The organism is Streptomyces canus, assembly GCF_001514145.1.
GTDB classification, from domain to species: domain Bacteria; phylum Actinomycetota; class Actinomycetes; order Streptomycetales; family Streptomycetaceae; genus Streptomyces; species Streptomyces canus.
In genome coordinates, this window is sequence record NZ_KQ948665.1 from 298,388 (window position 1) to 316,964 (window position 18,577).

11 protein-coding genes are annotated in these 18,577 nt (G+C 70.1%); 8 read left to right on the forward strand and 3 right to left on the reverse strand.

The genetic code is table 11. From position 1 onward, the window contains the following. Window positions 1-74 precede the first annotated feature (74 nt). The gene (locus AQJ46_RS30275) at window positions 75-2,912 is read right to left on the reverse strand and encodes a glycoside hydrolase family 3 C-terminal domain-containing protein (RefSeq protein ID WP_059208569.1); all 2,838 of its coding nucleotides are present in this window, start codon (window positions 2,910-2,912) and stop codon (window positions 75-77) included. A 326-nt stretch (window positions 2,913-3,238) separates the two neighbouring features. On the opposite strand from AQJ46_RS30275, the gene AQJ46_RS30280 reads away from it, so the two are divergent. From AQJ46_RS30280 to AQJ46_RS30315, 8 genes are all read left to right on the forward strand, one after another. Then, the gene (locus tag AQJ46_RS30280) at window positions 3,239-4,927 is read left to right on the forward strand and encodes an extracellular solute-binding protein (RefSeq protein ID WP_059208570.1); all 1,689 of its coding nucleotides are present in this window, start codon (window positions 3,239-3,241) and stop codon (window positions 4,925-4,927) included. After that, window positions 4,927-5,997 carry an ABC transporter permease gene (locus AQJ46_RS30285; RefSeq protein WP_059208571.1) on the forward strand — a complete coding sequence of 357 codons (1,071 nt, stop codon included), beginning with the start codon at window positions 4,927-4,929 and terminating at the stop codon, window positions 5,995-5,997. The genes AQJ46_RS30280 and AQJ46_RS30285 overlap by 1 nt, the downstream gene beginning before the upstream one ends. Further along, window positions 5,994-6,920, forward strand: coding sequence for a carbohydrate ABC transporter permease (locus AQJ46_RS30290; RefSeq protein ID WP_059208572.1), 927 nt, complete (start codon window positions 5,994-5,996; stop codon window positions 6,918-6,920). Before AQJ46_RS30285 ends, AQJ46_RS30290 begins: the two co-directional genes overlap by 4 nt. A gap of 122 nt (window positions 6,921-7,042) precedes the next feature. Further along, window positions 7,043-9,247 carry a WD40/YVTN/BNR-like repeat-containing protein gene (locus AQJ46_RS30295; protein WP_059208573.1) on the forward strand — a complete coding sequence of 735 codons (2,205 nt, stop codon included), beginning with the start codon at window positions 7,043-7,045 and terminating at the stop codon, window positions 9,245-9,247. Then, entirely contained in the window at window positions 9,247-11,229 is a 1,983-nt protein-coding gene (locus tag AQJ46_RS30300; RefSeq protein ID WP_059208574.1) for a beta-galactosidase, read from the forward strand. The genes AQJ46_RS30295 and AQJ46_RS30300 overlap by 1 nt, the downstream gene beginning before the upstream one ends. Beyond that, the gene (locus AQJ46_RS30305; protein ID WP_059208575.1) at window positions 11,226-13,415 is read left to right on the forward strand and encodes a glycosyl hydrolase family 95 catalytic domain-containing protein; all 2,190 of its coding nucleotides are present in this window, start codon (window positions 11,226-11,228) and stop codon (window positions 13,413-13,415) included. Before AQJ46_RS30300 ends, AQJ46_RS30305 begins: the two co-directional genes overlap by 4 nt. Window positions 13,416-13,458: 43 nt before the next feature. Then, window positions 13,459-14,169 (forward strand): glycoside hydrolase family 12 protein, encoded by a 711-nt coding sequence (locus AQJ46_RS30310; protein ID WP_059208576.1) that lies wholly within the window; start codon window positions 13,459-13,461, stop codon window positions 14,167-14,169. A 35-nt stretch (window positions 14,170-14,204) separates the two neighbouring features. Further along, window positions 14,205-14,825 carry a chorismate mutase gene (locus AQJ46_RS30315; protein WP_059208577.1) on the forward strand — a complete coding sequence of 207 codons (621 nt, stop codon included), beginning with the start codon at window positions 14,205-14,207 and terminating at the stop codon, window positions 14,823-14,825. Window positions 14,826-14,881: 56 nt separating this feature from the next. Here AQJ46_RS30315 and AQJ46_RS30320 read toward each other — a convergent pair whose 3' ends face one another. Both AQJ46_RS30320 and AQJ46_RS30325 read right to left on the reverse strand, forming a co-directional pair. Further along, complete coding sequence (locus AQJ46_RS30320) at window positions 14,882-16,921, reverse strand: glycoside hydrolase family 31 protein (RefSeq protein WP_059208578.1); 2,040 nt, start codon at window positions 16,919-16,921, stop codon at window positions 14,882-14,884. A gap of 84 nt (window positions 16,922-17,005) precedes the next feature. Continuing rightward, window positions 17,006-18,019, reverse strand: a complete 1,014-nt coding sequence (locus tag AQJ46_RS30325) for a LacI family DNA-binding transcriptional regulator (RefSeq protein WP_059208579.1) — start codon at window positions 18,017-18,019, stop codon at window positions 17,006-17,008. Window positions 18,020-18,577: the final 558 nt, after the last annotated feature.

Below are 18,577 nucleotides of genomic sequence, written 5' to 3' on the forward strand. Positions count from 1 at the left end.
AGGGTCCTCGAAGAGGCCCGGCACCGATGCCTTCCGGTGCCGGGCCTCTTCTTGTCGTCAGCCGCTCCGGACCCTCAACCGGAGAAGCCGACGTGCGCGAGCCGCAGCGGGCCGCGCAGTCCGAGGTGCACGTCGTGCACGCCCTCGGCGACGATTCCGGCGCCGAGCGTGGTGTAGTCGTACGGTCCGGAGTCGGATTCCTCCACCCGCACTGCGGCGAGCACCGTGCCCCCGTCCAGCGACAGTTCGACCGCGCCCTCGCCGGAGACCGTCATGGTGACCTCGGAGACGCCGTCCCCGAAGTCGCAGTCCCGGTAGACCAGTTCGCCGGCACGGCCCTCGGCCGCCGTCACCGCGTCGCCCGCCGTCCTCGTCCGGTCGACGATCTCGACGCCGCTCTGCTCGTCGAAGTCCGCGCCCTCCAGGCCCCGTTGGAGCACGGGGCGCGGTGCGCCGGGCTCGCCGTCGAGCAGGATCGTCGTCCGCAGCCGGATGTCCTCGCTGGAGGCGCCGGCCAGAAGCTCGTACGGGCCCGGCTCCAGGCGCGAACGGCCCTGCGTCACGTCCCAGAACTCGAAGGCGCGCAAGGGGACTTCGAAGGACAGCTCCTCCCGGGCGCCCGGGGCGAGCGTCACGCGCCGGTGGGCCACGAGTTCGCGGCGCGGGCGGGGGAGTGCCGGGTCCACCGCGCGGGTGTAGAGCTGGGCGACCTCGTCACCGGTGACGTCACCGGTGTTCGTGATCGCGAACGAGACGTGCAGCGTCCCATCCGCCACACGGGACGTGAGGTCGCCGTACGAGAAGGACGTGTACGACAGCCCGTGGCCGAACGGGAACAGGGGCGTGCCCTCGAAGTACAGGTACGTCTGGCGGCTGCCGATGACGTCGTAGTCGAGGAGGCCGGGGAGGTCGGCGTCGTTCTCGTACCAGGTCTGGGGGAGGCGGCCCGCGGGAGAGACGTCCCCGGCCAGGACGCGGGCCAGGGCGGTGCCGGCGGCCTGGCCGCCGTGGGCCGTCCAGAGCGCCGCGGCCAGGTCGGACGTGTCGACCGCGTAGGGGTAGGCCGAGACCAGGGCCAGGACCGTGCGGGGGTTGGCGGCGCGCGCCGCCCGCAGCAGGCGCTCCTGGTGGACGGGGAGCCGCAGGGACGCCCGGTCCTCGGTCTCGCGGCCGTTGATGTGCGGGTCGTTGCCCGCGACGACCAGGACCACGTCGGCCTCGGACGTGACGCGGGTCACTGCGTCCTCGCCGCGTTCGGAGATGATCAGCTCGAAAGTTTCCGCGTTCTCGTCGGCAACCTTCACTCCGTCCGCGGCGACAGTGACGTGGCGGCCCGTGCCGATGTGCCTGAGGAGGTGCCCGTTCGCGTGCGGTTCCAGGCGGAAGGTCTCCTGGACGACCCAGCCCCCAGGCTGGTCGGCGGAGGCGCGCAGGTAGCCGTCCTCGGCCACGGAGAGATAGCGGCCGTCGGGGGCGCGGAGCGTGAGGACGCCCTCGTCCCAGTCGATCAGCGCGAACTCGGTGCCGGTCGCGTCGGTCGTCAGCGGAGGCAGGTCCGTGCGGCCCGCGAGCAGCGCCGGGTCCAGGGCGCCCTCGGCACCGCGCGCCTCGTCCTCGCCCGCTGCGGAGGCCAGGACGTGCAGAAACGTACCGGCGGAGGTCTTCAGCCGGACCCGGTCCACACCCTCCGCGAACTCCACCCGCTCGGCGCCGAACCGCTCGTACAGCCCCTCCAGCGGGGTGGAGCGGTGGATGAGCGTGCCGCTGTACCAGTCGAGCTTGCACTCGTCGGCGAGCAGGCCGACCACGGCGAGCCGGGTGCCGGGTGCGAGCGGGAGCACGCCGTCGTTCCTGAGCAGCACGATCGCCTGCTCGGCGGCCTCCTGGGCGAGCGCGCGGTGGGCCGGGGTGTCGAAGTCCTTGACGTCGGCGTGCGGGTCGTCGTGCGGGTCGAACTCACCGAGCCGGAAGCGGACCGAGAGCTGCCGGCGGACCGCGGTGTCGATGTCGGCCTCGGTCAACAGGCCCTGCTCGTAGGCCTTCCGGATCCGCCCGACCATCTGCGAGCTGTCGGTGCCGTGGTCGGTGAAGCTGTCGACGCCGGCCCGCAGGGAGGCCGCGGTGGCCTCCTCGTGGGTGTCGAAGTAGTGCTCGTGGTCGACCAGGTTGGAGGGCGCGCCCGCGTCCGAGCAGACCAGCAGCTCCTCGTCGGTCCAGGCGCGCAGGTGCTCGCGCAGATACGGCGAGACGTGGTTGGGCCGGCCGTTCACCAGGTTGTACGCCGGCATCACCCCGGCCACCGCGCCCGCCTCGACCGTCTCGCGGAAGGCCCGCAGGTCGTACTCGTGCAGCACGCGCGGACGCACCGAACTCGACGACGTGGCCCGGTCCGTCTCGTTGTTGTGGGCGAGCCAGTGCTTGAGCACCGGGGCGGTGCGCCAGTACGTGGGGTGGTCGCCGCGCAGCCCGTGGGTGTAGGCGGTGGCGATGGCCGAGGTGAGCTTCGGGTCCTCCGAGTAGCCCTCCTCGTTACGGCCCCACAGCGGGTGCCGGAGCAGATTGACCGTCGGTGCCCAGATGTTGAGGCCGACCCTGTCGTCGCGGGCGCGCATCGCCCGGACCTCCTTGGACACCGCCTCGCCGATCCGGCGCACGAGATCGGTGTTCCAGGTCGCGCCGAGGCCCACCGCCTGCGGGAAGACCGTCGCGGGTCCCATCCACGCGACGCCGTGCAGCGCCTCCTGGCCGGTACGGAACGCGGGAATGCCGAGCCGTTCGACGGCCGGGGCGAACTGGTGCAGGAACCCGGTCTTCTCGTCGAGGGTCAGCCGCGACAGCAGATCGTCGATGCGCTTCGCGAACGGCACGTGCGGATCGCGAAACGGTGGTGTGTGCGGCGGGTGTGCGGTCACGTGGGGATCCCCTTGCGATGGATCGGTTCGATGCTTTCGAAGCGCTTCGATGCTCATTCGACATCGGGGCGGGTGTCAAGAGATCCACACCGTCACTTCAAGCGGTGCATAAGAAAAGGTCACCCTTTATGCCTCGGAGGAATCTTGGGATCGACCCTTGTGCACCCCTGGGTGTTCACTTAACCTCACAGCAACATCGAAGCGCTTCGACTACGGATTCCGTCACACCGTCGAAGCATCGCTTCAGCTCAGCCAGTTCCACTCAAGACACCGCAGCCGACGGCTCCACCGCCGGGTGTCCTGGTGCGCCATGAAGGGTTGACGCAATGACGCCGAACGCCGCTGCCCTCTCCTCTGGTCCTTCCGGACCCAGCCGGAGAAGCTTCCTCGCCTCCACCGCGGTCGCCACCGCAGCGGTGGCGGGCGGGATGCCGCTGCTTGCCGCCTGTGGCGGCTCGGACAGCGGCGAGCGTGAAGGGACCACGTCGGGCAAGGCCGCGGACAAGCTGCTCCCGACATTCGTCGCCAGCACGGTCGCGAACCCGGACCTGCCGTCCAAGAACGGCTCGGCCGCCGGCTACACCGGCAAGGTCGACCTCGCGGCCCTCAAGACCTCGGTCCCGGAGAAGCTCGGCACCGGCGCCCCCATCAAGATCATGTCCCCGTTCTGGGGCTCCCCGCCGAAGGCCGGCTGCGCCTACTACACGGCACTCGACGCCGCCGCGGGCACCAAGATCACCTGGCAGAACCAGGACGGCAACACCTACGGCGAGAAGCTCGGCGCGGTCCTCGCCTCCAGCTCCATACCCGACATGGTGGTCGTGCCCGGCTGGGAACTGGTCGGCAAGATCTCCAACGCGGTCACCGCGAAGTTCATGGACCTCAGCCCCTACCTCGCGGGCGACAAGGTCAAGAAGTACCCGAACCTGGCCGCGATCCCGTCCGACGCCTGGCGCATGGGTATCTTCGGCGGTGCTTTGCGCGGGATCCCGATGCCCTCGGCCACCGCCGGCTTCATCACACCCTTCTATCGCAAGGACATCTTCGACAAGAAGGGCTACTCGGTCCCCAAGTCGCCCGACGAGTTCCTCAGTTGGGCGAAGGAGGCCACCAGCGCCAAGGCCAAGGTCTGGGCCTGCGCCGACCTGAGCTGGACCGCGTGGAACATCTTCGGTGTCCGAGGCTCCGGGACGGTCGGCTGGAACATCGGCGACGACGGCAAGCTGACGTACCGTGTCGAGCAGCCCGAGTACCTCGAAGCCCTGGAGTGGGTCCGCAAGCTCTTCGACGCGGGCGTGGTCCACCCCGACGACAAGGCGCGCACTGGAGACCAGGGCCAGCGATTCACCGCCGGGCAGGTTCTCGTCTACAACGACAACATCGCCAGCTGGTACGGCAAGACCGCCGAACAGGCCGCGTCCAAACCGGACTTCAAGATCGAGGGCATGGACATCTTCGGAGCCGACGGCGGTGACCCGACGCTGTGGGCGTCACAGCCCGCCAGCATCTGGTCGATGATCCGCAAGGGCGCCTCCAAGGCGACCGTCGAGAACGCTCTCGCCGCCGCCGACTTCGCCGCCGCGCCCTACGGCACCAAGGAGCGGATGCTCGTCGACTACGGCGTCGAGGGCACCCACTACACCGTCAAGGACGGCGTCCCGGTCAAGAACGACCTCGGCAACTCCGAGGTGCTCAACGCCTGGGTGATGCTGGCCGCTCCGGCCGCCTACTACGCCCACCCCGACTTCCCCGAGACCGCCCGCAAGCAGGTCGAGTGGCAGCAGCGGATGGGCGCCTTCATGAAGAAGACGTCCACCTTCGGCATGAACATCGTCGAGCCGACCCGCTGGGCCAACCTCTCCAGCCAGTTCGAGCAGCTGGAGCTCGACTACGTGCGCGGCAACCGCAAGCTCTCCGACGTCCAGGCGGCCATCTCCACCTGGAAGTCCTCCGGTGGCGACAAGCTGCGCGACTGGTACAAGGAGCTCATCGACAAGAACGGCAGCGGCAACTGATGTCTCTCACGGCCGGGAGCAGGCCCGACGGGACTCGCCCTCCCGCGGCCGTCGAGGAACCGACGGCCGCGGTCGCCACCGTGGTGGCCGCTTCGGCGAAGGAGCGGGCGCCGCGCAAAACGAGCAAGGCCGGCAAGGCGGGCAAGGTTCCCTTCAAGATCCGGCTGCGCCGGGACCGCACGCTCATCCTGATGACGCTGCCGGTCATGGTCCTGCTCCTGCTCTTCAACTACGTTCCGCTGCTCGGCAACGTCGTCGCCTTCCAGGAGTACGACCCGTACGTCTCCAGCAACGGCGTCACCGCGATCTTCCACAGCCCCTGGGTCGGGGTGGAGCAGTTCTCGCGGATGATCGACGACCCGTTGTTCTGGAGCGCCGCGAAGAACACCATCGTGCTGTTCGTACTCCAGCTGGTGCTGTTCTTCCCGATCCCCATCGCCCTCGCGCTGCTCATCAACAGCGTGATCCGGCCCCGGGTGCGGGCCGTGGCACAGGCGATCATGTATCTGCCGCACTTCTTCTCGTGGGTCCTCGTCGTCACCGTCTTCCAGCAGATCTTCGGCGGCGCGGGCATCATCGCCCAGACCTTGGAAGACCACGGCTGGAGCGGCTTCGACCTGATGACCAACGCGGGCCTGTTCAAGTACCTGGTCACCGCGCAGGCCGTCTGGAAGGACGCCGGCTGGGGGATCATCGTCTTCCTCGCCGCGCTGGCCGCCGTCAGCACCGACCTGTACGAGGCCGCCGCGATGGACGGCGCCGGGCGCTGGCGCCGCATGTGGCACGTGACGCTGCCCGCGCTGCGCCCGGTGATCGCGCTGCTCCTGGTCCTCAGGGTCGGTGACGCGCTCAGCGTCGGTTTCGAGCAGTTCCTGCTCCAGCGGTACGCGGTCGGGGCGGGGGCCAGCGAGGTCCTCGACACCTACGTGTGGAACATGGGTATCCAGAACGGCGACTTCAGCTACGCGGCCGCGGTCGGCCTCGTCAAGGGAGCCATCGGACTTTGCCTCGTCCTGGCCGCGAACAAGTTCGCGCACCTGCTGGGCGAGCAGGGGGTGTACCAGAAGTGAGCCTCAATACGCAGCTCATCCGCAGCCTCAAGGCCCCCGCCAGGCCCGTCTGGGAGGAGCCGCCCAGCAAGGCCGGACTCACCGCGAAGAGCGGTTTCCTTCTCCTGTGCTGCCTCGGGGTGCTCGGTCCGCTGTGGATCGTCATCGTCACCAGCCTCTCCCCGAAACCGGTGATCGACCGGGTCGGCGGGCTCGTCGTGATCCCCCAGGGCGTCACCTTCGTCAACTACACGGAACTGCTCAGCGGGGGGCAGGTCAGCCGGGCCATCATGGTGTCGGTCGGGGTCACCCTTGTCGGCACGCTGTTCTCGATGGCGGTGTCGGTGCTGGCGGCGTACGGGCTGTCGCGGCCGGGGAGTCTGGGCCATCGGTTCTTCCTGGTGACCATGATGGCGACGATGTTCTTCGGCGCCGGCCTCATCCCGACGTATCTGCTGGTGCAGTCCCTGGGACTCACGGACACCTATCTGTCCCTGATCCTGCCGAGCGCGGTCAGCGTCTTCAACATCCTGGTGCTGCGGGCCTTCTTCATGGGGATCTCGCCCGAACTCACCGAGTCCGCGCGGATCGACGGCGCCGGGGACATGCGGATTCTGCTGACCATCGTCATGCCGCTGTCCCGGGCCGTGCTGGCCGTGATCTCGCTGTTCTACGCGGTGGGTTACTGGAGTGCCTGGTTCAACGCGTCGATCTATCTCAGTGACCAGTCGATGATGCCGCTGCAGAACGTGCTCATTCAGCTCGTGCAGAAGAACACGGAGGCCCCTACGGGGTTGCAGCAGGCGGTGCGTACGGGGCAGTTGTCGGCGCTGGGGTTGCAGATGGCGGTAATGGTGCTCGCGTTGATTCCGGTGGCTGTTGCTTCTCCGTTCGTCCAGCGGCATTTCAAGAAGGGCATGTTGACGGGCGCGGTGAAGGGGTGACCTGCGCCTGATCAAGGGGGGCTTTTGATCGTCCGGCGGCCGCGGGTGTGTTGTGGCTGGGCGCGCAGTTCCCCGCGCCCCTGAGTGGGCTTACTTCCCCTTAGTTCAGAGCGAGGTTTGTCATGCTTACGTCCAGGCTTAGCCGGCGTGCTGTTCTGGCCGGGACCGCGGCTGCCGCCGCGCTCACCACCGTTCCTTCCCTGCAAGGGCGTGCGGAAGCCGCCTCGGTCACCCCCACCTACCGCTGGCGCACCGCCGTCATCGGTGGCACCGGGTTCGTCACCGGGGTGCTCTTCCATCCCTCCGTGCGAGGGCTCGCCTACGCCCGTACCGACATCGGCGGGGCCTATCGCTGGGACGACCGGAGCGCGCGCTGGATTCCGCTCAACGACGATCTCGGCTGGGACGACTGGAACCTCCTCGGGGTCGAGGCGGTCGCCGTCGACCCCGCTCACCCGAACCGGGTGTATTTGTCCCTCGGTACCTACGCCCAGCCCTGGGCCGGAAACGGGGCGGTCCTGCGGTCCGAGGACCGTGGTGCCACCTGGGCCCGTACCGATCTCACGGTGAAGCTCGGTGGGAACGAGGACGGGCGGGGGGCCGGGGAGCGGCTGCTCGTCGATCCTCGGGACAGTGACACGTTGTGGTTGGGGACCAGACATGACGGGCTGCTCAAGTCCACGGACCGGGGCGCAACCTGGAAGGCCGTGAGCTTCCCGGCCACCCCGAGCCCCAGCGGCCAGGGCATCACCCTCCTCGTCGCCGCGGGCCGCAGCGTCTACGCCGGCTGGGGCGACTCGGACGGCACCGCCGCCAGCCTGTACCGCACCGCCGACGGCACCACCTGGGAAGCCGTCCCCGCGCAGCCCTCCGGTGCCGCCGCCAAGGTGCCGATCCGGGCGGCCTACGACTGCCACACCCGCGAGCTGTACGTCACCTACGCCAACGCGCCCGGCCCCAACGGGCAGTCCGACGGCAGTGTGCACAAGCTGGCCACGGCGAGCGGGAAGTGGACCGACGTCACGCCCGCGAAGCCCGGCGGGACCACGAGCGACGGCTCCGCCGACACGTTCGGGTACGGCGGAGTCGCCGTCGACGCCCGCCGCCCCGGCACGGTCGTCGTCTCCACCAACAACCGCTGGGCGGCCGTCGACACCCTGTACCGGAGCACGAACGGCGGCCGTACCTGGACGTCCCTGAAGGACTCCGCGGTCCTCGACGTGTCCGAGACCCCGTTCCTCACCTTCGGTGCCGACGCGCCCAAGTTCGGCTGGTGGATCCAGGCCGTCGCCGTCGACCCGTACGACTCCGAGCACGTCGTCTACGGCACTGGCGCCACCCTCTACGGCACCCGGGACCTCAAGCACTGGGCCCCGCAGATCCGCGGCCTGGAGGAGACCTCCGTACGCCAGCTGATCTCGCCCCCGGCCGGGGAGGCGCACCTGCTCAGCGGGCTCGGGGACATCGGTGTGATGTACCACGAGCGGCTTACCGCCTCGCCCTCGCGCGGCATGGCTTCGAACCCCGTGTTCGGGTCGGCGACGGGACTCGCCCAGGCCGCGGCCAAGCCCTCGTACGTCGTCCGCACGGGGTTCGGCGACCACGGCAACGGCGCCTTCTCGAACGACGGCGGCAAGACCTGGGCGCCCTTCGCGACCCAGCCCGCCCTCGCCAAGGACGCGCCGGGGCCGATCGCCACCAACAGCGACGGCAGCGTGCTGCTCTGGACCTTCGTGCACTGGGACGGCACCAAGTACCCCGCCCAGCGCTCCACGGACAACGGAGCGAGCTGGTCCGAGGTCTCCACCTACCCCAAGGGCGCCACCCCGCTCGCCGACCCGGCCGACCCGACGCGCTTCTACGCCTACGACACCGACACCGGCACCCTGTTCGCCAGCACGGACAGCGGCCTCACCTTCACCGGCCGCGCGGGCGGACTGCCCTCCGGAGACAGCCAGTTCCAGCTGGCCGCGGCCCCCGGGCGCTCCGGCGACCTGTGGCTCAGCACCAAGACGAACGGCCTGTACCGGTCCACCGACGGCGGGGCGACCTTCATCAAACTTATGAGCTGCTGGGCCTCGCACACCCTCGCCTTCGGCAAGGCGGCCAAGGGCGCCGATTACCCGGCGATCTACCAGGTCGGCGCCACGGAGGCGATCACCGGCGTGTACCGCTCCGACGACGGCGCGAAGACGTGGGTGCGCGTCAACGACGACCAGCATCAGTGGGGCTGGATCGGCGCGACCATCGCCGCTGACCCGCGGCTGTACGGCCGTGTCTACGTCGCCACCAACGGCCGGGGCATCCAGTACGGGGAGCCCGTCTGATGGCCGTGGGAAAGAGGCCGTCGCTGGGCGACGCCACACGCGGCCGCATCCTCTATGGCGGTGACTACAACCCCGAGCAGTGGCCCGAGGAGACCTGGCAGGAGGACGTCCGGCTGATGAAGGCCGCCGGCGTCAACTCCGTCACCCTCGGGGTCTTCTCCTGGGCGAAGCTCGAACCCCGCCCGGCGGAGCGGGACTTCGGCTGGCTGGACCGGCTGATGGACCTCATGCACGACAACGGCATCGGAGTGGTCCTCGCCACCCCCACCTCCTCGCCACCGCCATGGATGGGCCACCTGCACCCCGACACCCTGCCCGTCACCGAGGACGGACGCACCGAGTACTGGGGCGGGCGCCAGCACTTCTCGCACTCCAGCGCCACCTACCGCCGTTACGCCGCCGCCATCACCGAGGATCTCGCCGCCCGCTACGGCGGCCACCCGGCCCTCACGATGTGGCACATCAACAACGAGTACTGCACCTACGACTGGAGCGACGAGGCCGCCGCCCGCTTCCGGACCTGGCTGCAGGACCGCTACGGCTCCCTCGACGCCCTCAACTCCGCCTGGGGAACCGCCTTCTGGAGTCAGGGCTACGGCGACTGGGCCGAGATCCACACGCCTCGCCACGCCCACTACATGAAGAATCCCAGCCAGGTGCTGGACTTCAGGCGGTTCACCTCCGACATGCTCCTCGAGTGCTACCTCGCCGAGCGGGACATCGTCCGCCGGGCCACCCCGCACACCCCGGTGACCAGCAACTTCATGCCGCTGTGGGTGGGCCAGGACGCCTGGCGCTGGGCCGAGGAGGAGGACGTCGTCTCCGTCGACCTCTATCCCGACCCCCGTGATCCGCTCGGGGCCCAACAGGGCGCTCTCGTGCAGGACATGACCCGCTCGCAGGCCCGTGGGCCGTGGATGCTGATGGAGCAGGCCGCCGGACCGGTCAACTGGCGGGGCGTGAACCACCCCAAGCCCCGTGGTCTGAACCGCCTTTGGTCCCTGCAGGCCGTCGCCCGCGGTGCGGACGCCGTCTGCTACTTCCAGTGGCGCCAGTCCCGGCAGGGCGCGGAGAAGTTCCACTCCGGAATGGTCAGCCACGCGGGAGAGGAGGGCCGCACCTACCAAGAGATCAAGCGGCTCGGAGCCGAACTCGCAGCGATCTCGGCGCAGGTGACGGAACGTCACACCGCCAACGACATCGCCGTCCTGCACGACTGGCATGCCTGGTGGGCCGGCGCCCAGGACGGCCGCCTCTCCAGTGAGGTCGACTACCCGGACGTCCTCAAGGCCTGGCACCGCGCGCTCTGGGAAGCCCACCTCACCACCGACTTCGCCCACCCCGGACACGACCTCACCGCCTACAAGGTGGTCGTCGTCCCCCAGCTGTACGCCCTCACCGACGCGGCGATCGACAACCTCCTCGCCTACGTCCACCAGGGCGGCACCCTCGTCGCCGGATTCCTCACCGGCGTCGCCGACGAGGACGACCGGGTGCGCCCCGGCGGCATGGACGCCCGGCTGCGCGAACTGTTCGGCATCCGCACCCTGCACGAGTGGTGGCCGCTGGACGCGGGGGAGTACGCGGAATGCGACGACTTCCGCGGCACCTTGTGGTCGGAGGAGATCGACAAGACCGAGGACGCCACAACAGAGGCCCTGTACAAGGGCGGTGAGCTCGACGGACTGGCCGCCGTGCTGCGCAGGGGCCGCGCTTGGTACTTCTCGACGCTGCCGGAGCCGGGCGCCCTGCGCGAGCTCCTCGCCGGGATCGCCACGGGTGCGGGCGCGCGACCGGTCCTCGACGGACTGCCCGACCAGGTCGAGGCCGTCCGCCGCGGTGACCTGCTCTTCCTGCTCAACCACGGCCGCGAGCCGGTGACGGTCCCGGTGCCGGGCACCCACCACGACCTGCTGACCGGAACGGTCGTCACGGACCAACTCGCCCTGGAACGTTACGGCGTGGCGGTACTGCGCCCATGAACCTCCTCCACGGCACCTGGGAACCCGAACCGGCCGCACGCTGGGAGGACGGCTTCCTCAGCGGCAACGGCCACCACGGCGCCCTCCAGTTCGGCGATCCGACCGACGAGCGGGTCGTCGTCACCCACCACACCCTCGTCCGCCCCAACGGCGCCGAACACGCCCGCCCGCCCCGCCTTGCCGCCGAACTCCCGGCGCTCCAGGACCGGTTGCTCGCCGGAGACCTCCTCGCGGCCGAGAGCTTCACCGACCGGCGCGAGCTCCAGTGGGTGCAGCCCTTCCACCCGGCCTTCGCGGTCCGGCTGCGGCGGACCGCTCCCGCTGAAGGCTCCGGCTACCGCCGCTCCGTGGACTTCACGACCGGCGTCGCGCAGACGGAGCACGACGGCCGCCTCAGCCGCGTCTTCGTCTCCCGGGCCGACGACGTCGTCGTCCACCAGACCACCACCCCCGACCTGGACATCTCCCTCGACCACCGGCTCCCGAACACTCCGCACGGCCTCGCCGTCGGCCACGGCGCCGTGCTCACCCCCGAGGGCGCCCTGCTCACCCTGCGCGCCCGCTACCCCGGCAGCGACCGCGCCTACACCGGCGTGACCCTCGTCGTGGTCACGGGCGGCCGTTCGACACTCACGCCCCCCGGGCTCCGCGTCACCGGCGCGGACTCCGTCCTCCTGCTGACCCGCGTCCTGCGGCACACCGACGACCCGGACGCGCTCGCCGAGGCCCGCGCCCTGAGCGAGCTGCTGCCCGACCGGCAGGATCCCTACGACGGCCTCCTGGCCCGCCACACCGAGTCCCATCGCACCGCCTACGCACGCGTCACCCTCGACCTCGCCGCCGACCCCGCCGAACGCGCCCTGCCGGGCTCGGCGTTGCTGGAGCGGCCCGACAGCCCCGCCCTTCTGGAACGCCTCTTCGCCGCCGGCCGCTACCACCTGCTCTCCTCCAGCGGCCTCTTCCCGCCCCGCCTCACCGGCCTGTGGACCGGCGACTGGGACACGGCGTGGTCGGGAGCGTTCACCAACGACGCCAACGTCAACCTCCAGGCCGCGTCGGCCGCGTACGCGGCCCTTCCCGAAGTCACCGAAGCCCTTGCCTCCCTGATTGACCGTCAGCTGCCGGACTGGCAGGACAACGCCCGCGAGATCTTCGGCACCCGGGGTGCCGTGGCCCCGCCGCACTCCGACGGCGAGTCCGGACTGACGTACCACTTCAACCGCGAGTACCCGCTCCATCTGTGGACCGCCGGCGCCGACTGGCTGCTCAAGCCCCTCGTCGACCACGACGAGACCCGCGGCGAACAGGACCCGCGCACCGCCCGTGCGCTCGCCGAAGTCGCCCTGTTCTACGAGGACTTCCTCACCCGCACCGACGCCGAGGGCCATCTCGTCGTCGTCCCCTCCTACTCGCCCGAGAACCGCCCCGCGAACGCCAGTTGGGGCGCGATCAACGCGGCCATGGACCTCTCGGCCGCCCGGCACGCCCTGCTCACGGCCGCCACCTACCACCCCGAGAAGGCACAGGCCTGGCGCGCCCTCGCCGACCGGCTCCCTCCCCACCGGGTCAACGCCGACGGCGCCCTCGCCGAATGGGCATGGCCCGGCCTCGACGACACCTACGACCACCGCCACCTCAGCCACCTCTACGGCGTCTGGCCACTCGACGAGATCACCCCCTACGACACCCCCGACCTCGCCAGGGCCGCTCACCGCGCCCTTGAGCTCCGCGGTTCCGAGAACGACTCGGCCCACGGCCACCTCCACCACGCCCTCGTCGCGGCCCGACTGCGCGACGGCGAACGGGTCGCGCACGCCCTCGGCCAGGTCCTCAAGGGCGACTTCTTCCACACCTCGCTGATGAGCGCGCACTACCCGAACCGGCACGTCTACAACGCGGACGCCGCCCACACCCTGCCCGCCGTCCTCGTCGAGATGCTCGTGCAGTCGACACCGGACCGGCTGGTGCTGCTCCCGGCGGTACCCGCCACCTGCCCCCGAGGTGAACTACGGGGCATCCGCACCAGATTCGGGGCCGCACTCGACCTCACCTGGAGCCCCACCGAAGCGACCGCGGTGCTGCGCCCCACCCGCACCCACCGCGTCGAACTGAGGACTTCCTCCGGCGCCGAACCGCTCGACCTCGTCGCCGGAGAAGACCACGTCATCCGTCTGGAGGCGTGGTAACTCCCCCCCCCCGCATTTCCCCCCACCCATGGAAAGGGACACCATGGCAAGCACTCTGCGCAAGATCACCATGGCCGTACTGGCCCCGGCGATGGCCATCGGAGCCACCGTCGGACTCGCCTCCGCCCCCGCGTCCGCCGCCGTCTGGAGCTCCTGCGACCAGTGGGGCAACACGAGCCTGAACGGCTACACGCTCTACAACAACATCTGGGGCTCCGGCGCCGGCAGCCAGTGCATCTGGGCCAACTCCGGCACCAACTGGGGCGTCAACGCCAACCACCCCAACACCGGCGGCATCAAGTCCTACCCCAACTCCAAGAAGGTGATCAACAAGTCGATCACCTCGCTGGGCTCGCTCTCCAGCAGCTACAACGTCTCGGTCCCGTCGTCCGGCGCGTACAACACGTCGTACGACATCTGGGACACCGACTACGACTACGAGATCATGCTCTGGGTCAACAAGACCGGAGCCGTCGGTCCGCTCGGCACCTCGCAGGGCAACGTGACGCTCGGCGGCCACACCTGGACCGTCTACAAGGGCACCAACGGCGCGAACGAGGTCTTCTCCTTCGTCCGCACCTCCAACTCCAGCTCCGGCACGGTCAACATCCTCCCGATCCTGAAGTGGATCAAGGACACCAAGGGCTGGTTCGGCAACGAGACCATCGGTGACGTGCAGTTCGGCTTCGAGATCACCAGCTCGTCCGGTGGTCTCGGCTTCGCCGCCAACAACCTGACCGTAAGCAGCAGTTGACCTGATCGTGGGGCAGGATCGGGTTTGATGGGGACATGCGTACCACCACCCCCCTCCGACGTGCCCTGATCACCGTGACCGCGACCGCGGCCGTCGTTCTCACCGCGACGGGTTCCGCGGTCGCGGTTCCCGTCTCCGGCACGGCCGCGGCACCCCACGCCACCGCCCACTCCCTCTCCGCCCTGCATCCCGTCGTCGAACTCGCCGCCGAACGCCTGGCCACCGCCGACCTGGTCGCCGCCGCCAAATGGGGCACCGACAGCCCCATCGACGACCCCGCCCGCGAACAGCAGGTCCTCGACAACGTCGCCGCCCAGGCCCAGCAGCTCGGCGCCGATCCGGACGAGATCCGCGTGATCTTCCGCGACCAGATCGAGGCGAACAAGATCGTCCAGCGAGGTCTGTTCCAGCGATGGACCGACCACCCCGACGAGGCGCCGACGACCAAGCCGGACCTGAGCGTCGTACGGCAGGAGATCAACCGGGTGACCAGCGCGCTGGTCGAGGCACTCGCCACCACCGCCGACGACCGGGGCGCGGTCACCTGCCGTCCCGAACTCCTTCTCGCCGCCCTCCAGGTGCATCACGAGGACCACCTCGACGCCCTGCACACCAGGGCCCTGGCCCGCGCCCTGCGCTCGGTCTGCGGAAGCTGACCCCCACACGACGAAGCGGCCGGCCCACCCCCGTGGGACCGGCCGCTTCGGTACGGCTACTCCGCCACCGGAAGCCGCGCCCCGTCCCGCAGGAAAAGCGGGATGCGGTCCAGCGGGGCGTATACGGTCACCGTCCTGCCGCCCTCGTACGTCTCACCGGTCCACGCGTCCGTCCAGGTCGCGCCCGCCGGGAGATAGGCCGTACGGGCCGTCGCGCCCGCCGTGAGCACCGGGGCCACCAGGAGATCCGCGCCGAAGAGGTAGGCGTCGTCGACCGTCCACGTCGCCTGGTCGTCCGGGAACTCCAGGAACAGCGGGCGCATCGGCGTCAGGCCCTCCTCGTGGGCCTCGCGCATGACCTTCAGGACGTACGGCTTCAGCCGCTCCCGCAGTCGCAGGTACTTCTCCATGATCGCGCCGGCCTCCTCGCCGTACGACCACACCTCGTTCGGGCCGCCGGTCATCTCCGGTCCCAGCGGCATGCCCGGGTCGCGGAAGCCGTGCAGGCGCATGAGCGGGGACAGCGCGCCGAACTGGAACCAGCGGACCATGACCTCGCGGTACGCCGGGTCGTCCGGATCGCCGCCGTGGAAGCCGCCGATGTCCGTGTTCCACCACGGGATGCCGGACATCGCGGTGTTGAGACCCGCCGCGATCTGCTCGCGCAGGGTCGGGAAGTCGGTGCCGATGTCACCGGACCACAGGGCGGCGCCGTAGCGCTGGCTGCCCGCCCAGGCCGAGCGGTTGAGGGTGATGACCTCCTCGCCGGCGGCCGTCAGGCCCTCGTGGAAGGTGCGGGAGTTCTCGGCCGGGTACATGTTGCCGACCTCGAGGCCCGGCCCCGCCCAGTAGCGCAGGTTCTCCTGGAAGCCGGGCTTGAGCTCCGGCTCGCAGGCATCCAGCCAGAAGGCCGTGATGCCGTACGGGGCAAGGTAGTTGTCGCGGACCTTCGACCACATGAACTCCCGGGCCTCCGGGTTCGTGGCGTCGTAGAAGGCGACCTGGACGGTGGAGGCGACCCCCTTGTCGGGCCAGTCGGCGTGCGCCATCGGGCCGTACTGGGTGCCGATGAAGTAGCCCCGCTGCTCCATGACCGGGTGGTTCTCGCTCAGCGGCGACACCGACGGCCAGACGCTCACCACCAACTTGATGCCCAGCTCCTCCAGTTCACGGACCATCGCCGCCGGGTCGGGCCACTCGGCCGGGTCGAACTTCCACTCGCCGAGGTGCGTCCAGTGGAAGAAGTCGCAGACGATCGCGGAGATGGGGAGCCCGCGCCGCTTGTACTCCCGTGCCACGGACAGGAGTTCGTCCTGGGTGCGGTAGCGCAGCTTGCACTGCCAGAAGCCCGCCGCCCACTCCGGCAGCATCGGCGTGCGGCCGGTCACCCCGCTGTAGCGGCGCTGACCGTCGGCCGGGGTGCCCGCGGTGATCCAGTAGTCGATCTGGCGGGCCGAGTCGGCCACCCAGCGCGTGCCGTTGCGGGCGAGTTCCACGCGGCCGATCGCCGGGTTGTTCCAGAGGAGGGTGTAGCCGCGGCTGGAGGCGAGAACCGGGATGCCCACCTCGGCATTGCGCTGGATCAGGTCGAGGACCAGGCCCTTCTGGTCCAGCTTGCCGTGCTGGTGCTGGCCGAGGCCGTACAGCTTCTCGTCGTCGTAGGCGGCGAAGCGCTGCTCGAGACGGTGGTGGCCGTTGCCGACCGCGGTGTACAGACGCGAGCCGGGCCACCAGAAGTGGGCGCGGGCCTCCGCGAGGAGCTCGGCGGAGTCCGCGGTGCGCAGGAAGCGGAGCTGCCCCTCGGCGTCCACGTGGACGGTCAGCGCGCCCACCGCCAACTGGGCTTCCCCGTCACCGATCTTGACCGTGCTCTCGGTGGCCGGCGGCTCGTCCAGCAGGGCGCCCGGCAGCCCCTCGAGGATCGGCCCGCCGAGCCGGGCACGCACCCGGACAGCGTCCGGACCCCAGGGCTCGACCCGGACGGTCTCCTGGCGCCCGCTCCACTCCAGCGCGCCGTCCCGCTCCCGGAACGTGCCGACGGTGGGGGAGGACTGCGCGAGAGTGACCTTGGGCTGGATTTCGGCAGGCTGATTCACGAGGAGTGCTCCTGAAGGAATGCAGACAGGGGCGTGCCGCACAGGCACGGGACGCGTGGTGTGTGAGGTCTGGTGGGTGAGGTGTCAGGGCGCCGAAGGCGCCGGGCCCGTGCTCGCGCGGACCGTCAACTCGGGTTCGATCAGGACGACTTCGTCCTCACCGCTGCCCTCCAGCTTGGCGACCAGCCGCTCCAGGGCGTGCCGGCCCATCTCCTGGGCGGGAATCGCGACCGACGTCAGCCGCACCGAGGCCTGGACGGCGACCTGTTCGGGGCAGATCGCGACCACCGAGACGTCCTCGGGAATGGCCCGGCCCTGCTGGCGCAACAGCGCGAGCAGCGGCTCGACCGCCTGCTCGTTCTGCACGACGAAGCCCGTGGTGGACGGACGCTCGTCGAGGACGCGGGCGAGCGTCACGGCCATCGCGTCGTACCCGCCGTCGCACGGCCGGTGCAGCAGTCGTACGCCCAACTCCTGGGCCCGCGACCGGAGTCCGTCCAGAGTGCGCTCGGCGAAACCGGTGTGCCGTTCGTAGACGGCGGGGGCCTCGCCGATGACAGCGATGTCGCGGTGACCGAGCTTCGCGAGGTGTTCGACGCACAGCGCGCCGGTGGCCCGGAAGTCGAGGTCGACGCAGGTGAGCCCGGACGTGTCGGCGGGGAGGCCGATGAGTACGGAGGGCTGGTCGGTGCCGCGCAGGAACGGCAGCCGCTCGTCGTCGAGTTCGACGTCCATCAGGATCATCGCGTCGGCGAGCCCGCTGCCCGTGACGCGTCGGACGGCGTCGGGGCCCTCCTCGCCGGTGAGCAGCAGGACGTCGTACCCGTGCGTCCGTGCGGTGGTGGCCACCGCGATGGCGATCTCCATCATCACCGGCACGTACATGTCGGTGCGGAGCGGGATCATCAGCGCGATGATGTTCGACCTGCTGCTGGCGAGGGCGCGGGCGCCGGCGTTCGGGTGGTAACCGAGCTCGCGGATGCTCTCCTCGACACGCTGCCGGGTGGTCGTCGAGATGGACCGCTTGCCACTGAGGACATAGCTCACCGTGCTCGCCGAGACTCCGGCGTGCTGGGCGACCTCGGCGAGGGTGACCATCCAGCTCTCCAAGTGTTGTGAAGCGCTTCGACAGTGCGCAGTGCGAACAGGTGCGGGTGGGGGTGGTTCGACAGTAGCTCCCCCGGGAGTGGGTGTCCATAGGTTGTCGAAGCGCTTCGACAGGGACTCTCGGGCGGGCGGCACGCACAGGAGGACTCGACACCGGCGAACCCGCTCCGGCCTGGCCGTTCACGACCTCGACGGGGTACGGCTTCCTGCCTACCACGACCGGCCGCGGGGGGCCATGGAACGGGGACGCGGGAACCTGTCCGGTGAGAGCGGGATGGGCACGGTAGACCTGGAGCGGGTGCGGGAGGTGAGGGTGCTGCACGGCGAGCAGCACTGGTCCGTCCCGACCTTGAACCGCCCGGACGCGCGACGGGCCCCGGACCATCCACGGCGGCACCACCCACCCCGAGGACACCGAGACCGCCGTCCCGCGCACCTGGGGTGCGCCTGGGCCCTCGGACCCCGAGGCTGTCGACGGCGGGCCGGCCGACGTCCGGTTCCTCACGGACCGCCGGAGTCGGTACGTCCTGTGCGGGGCCCGCCTGCGGG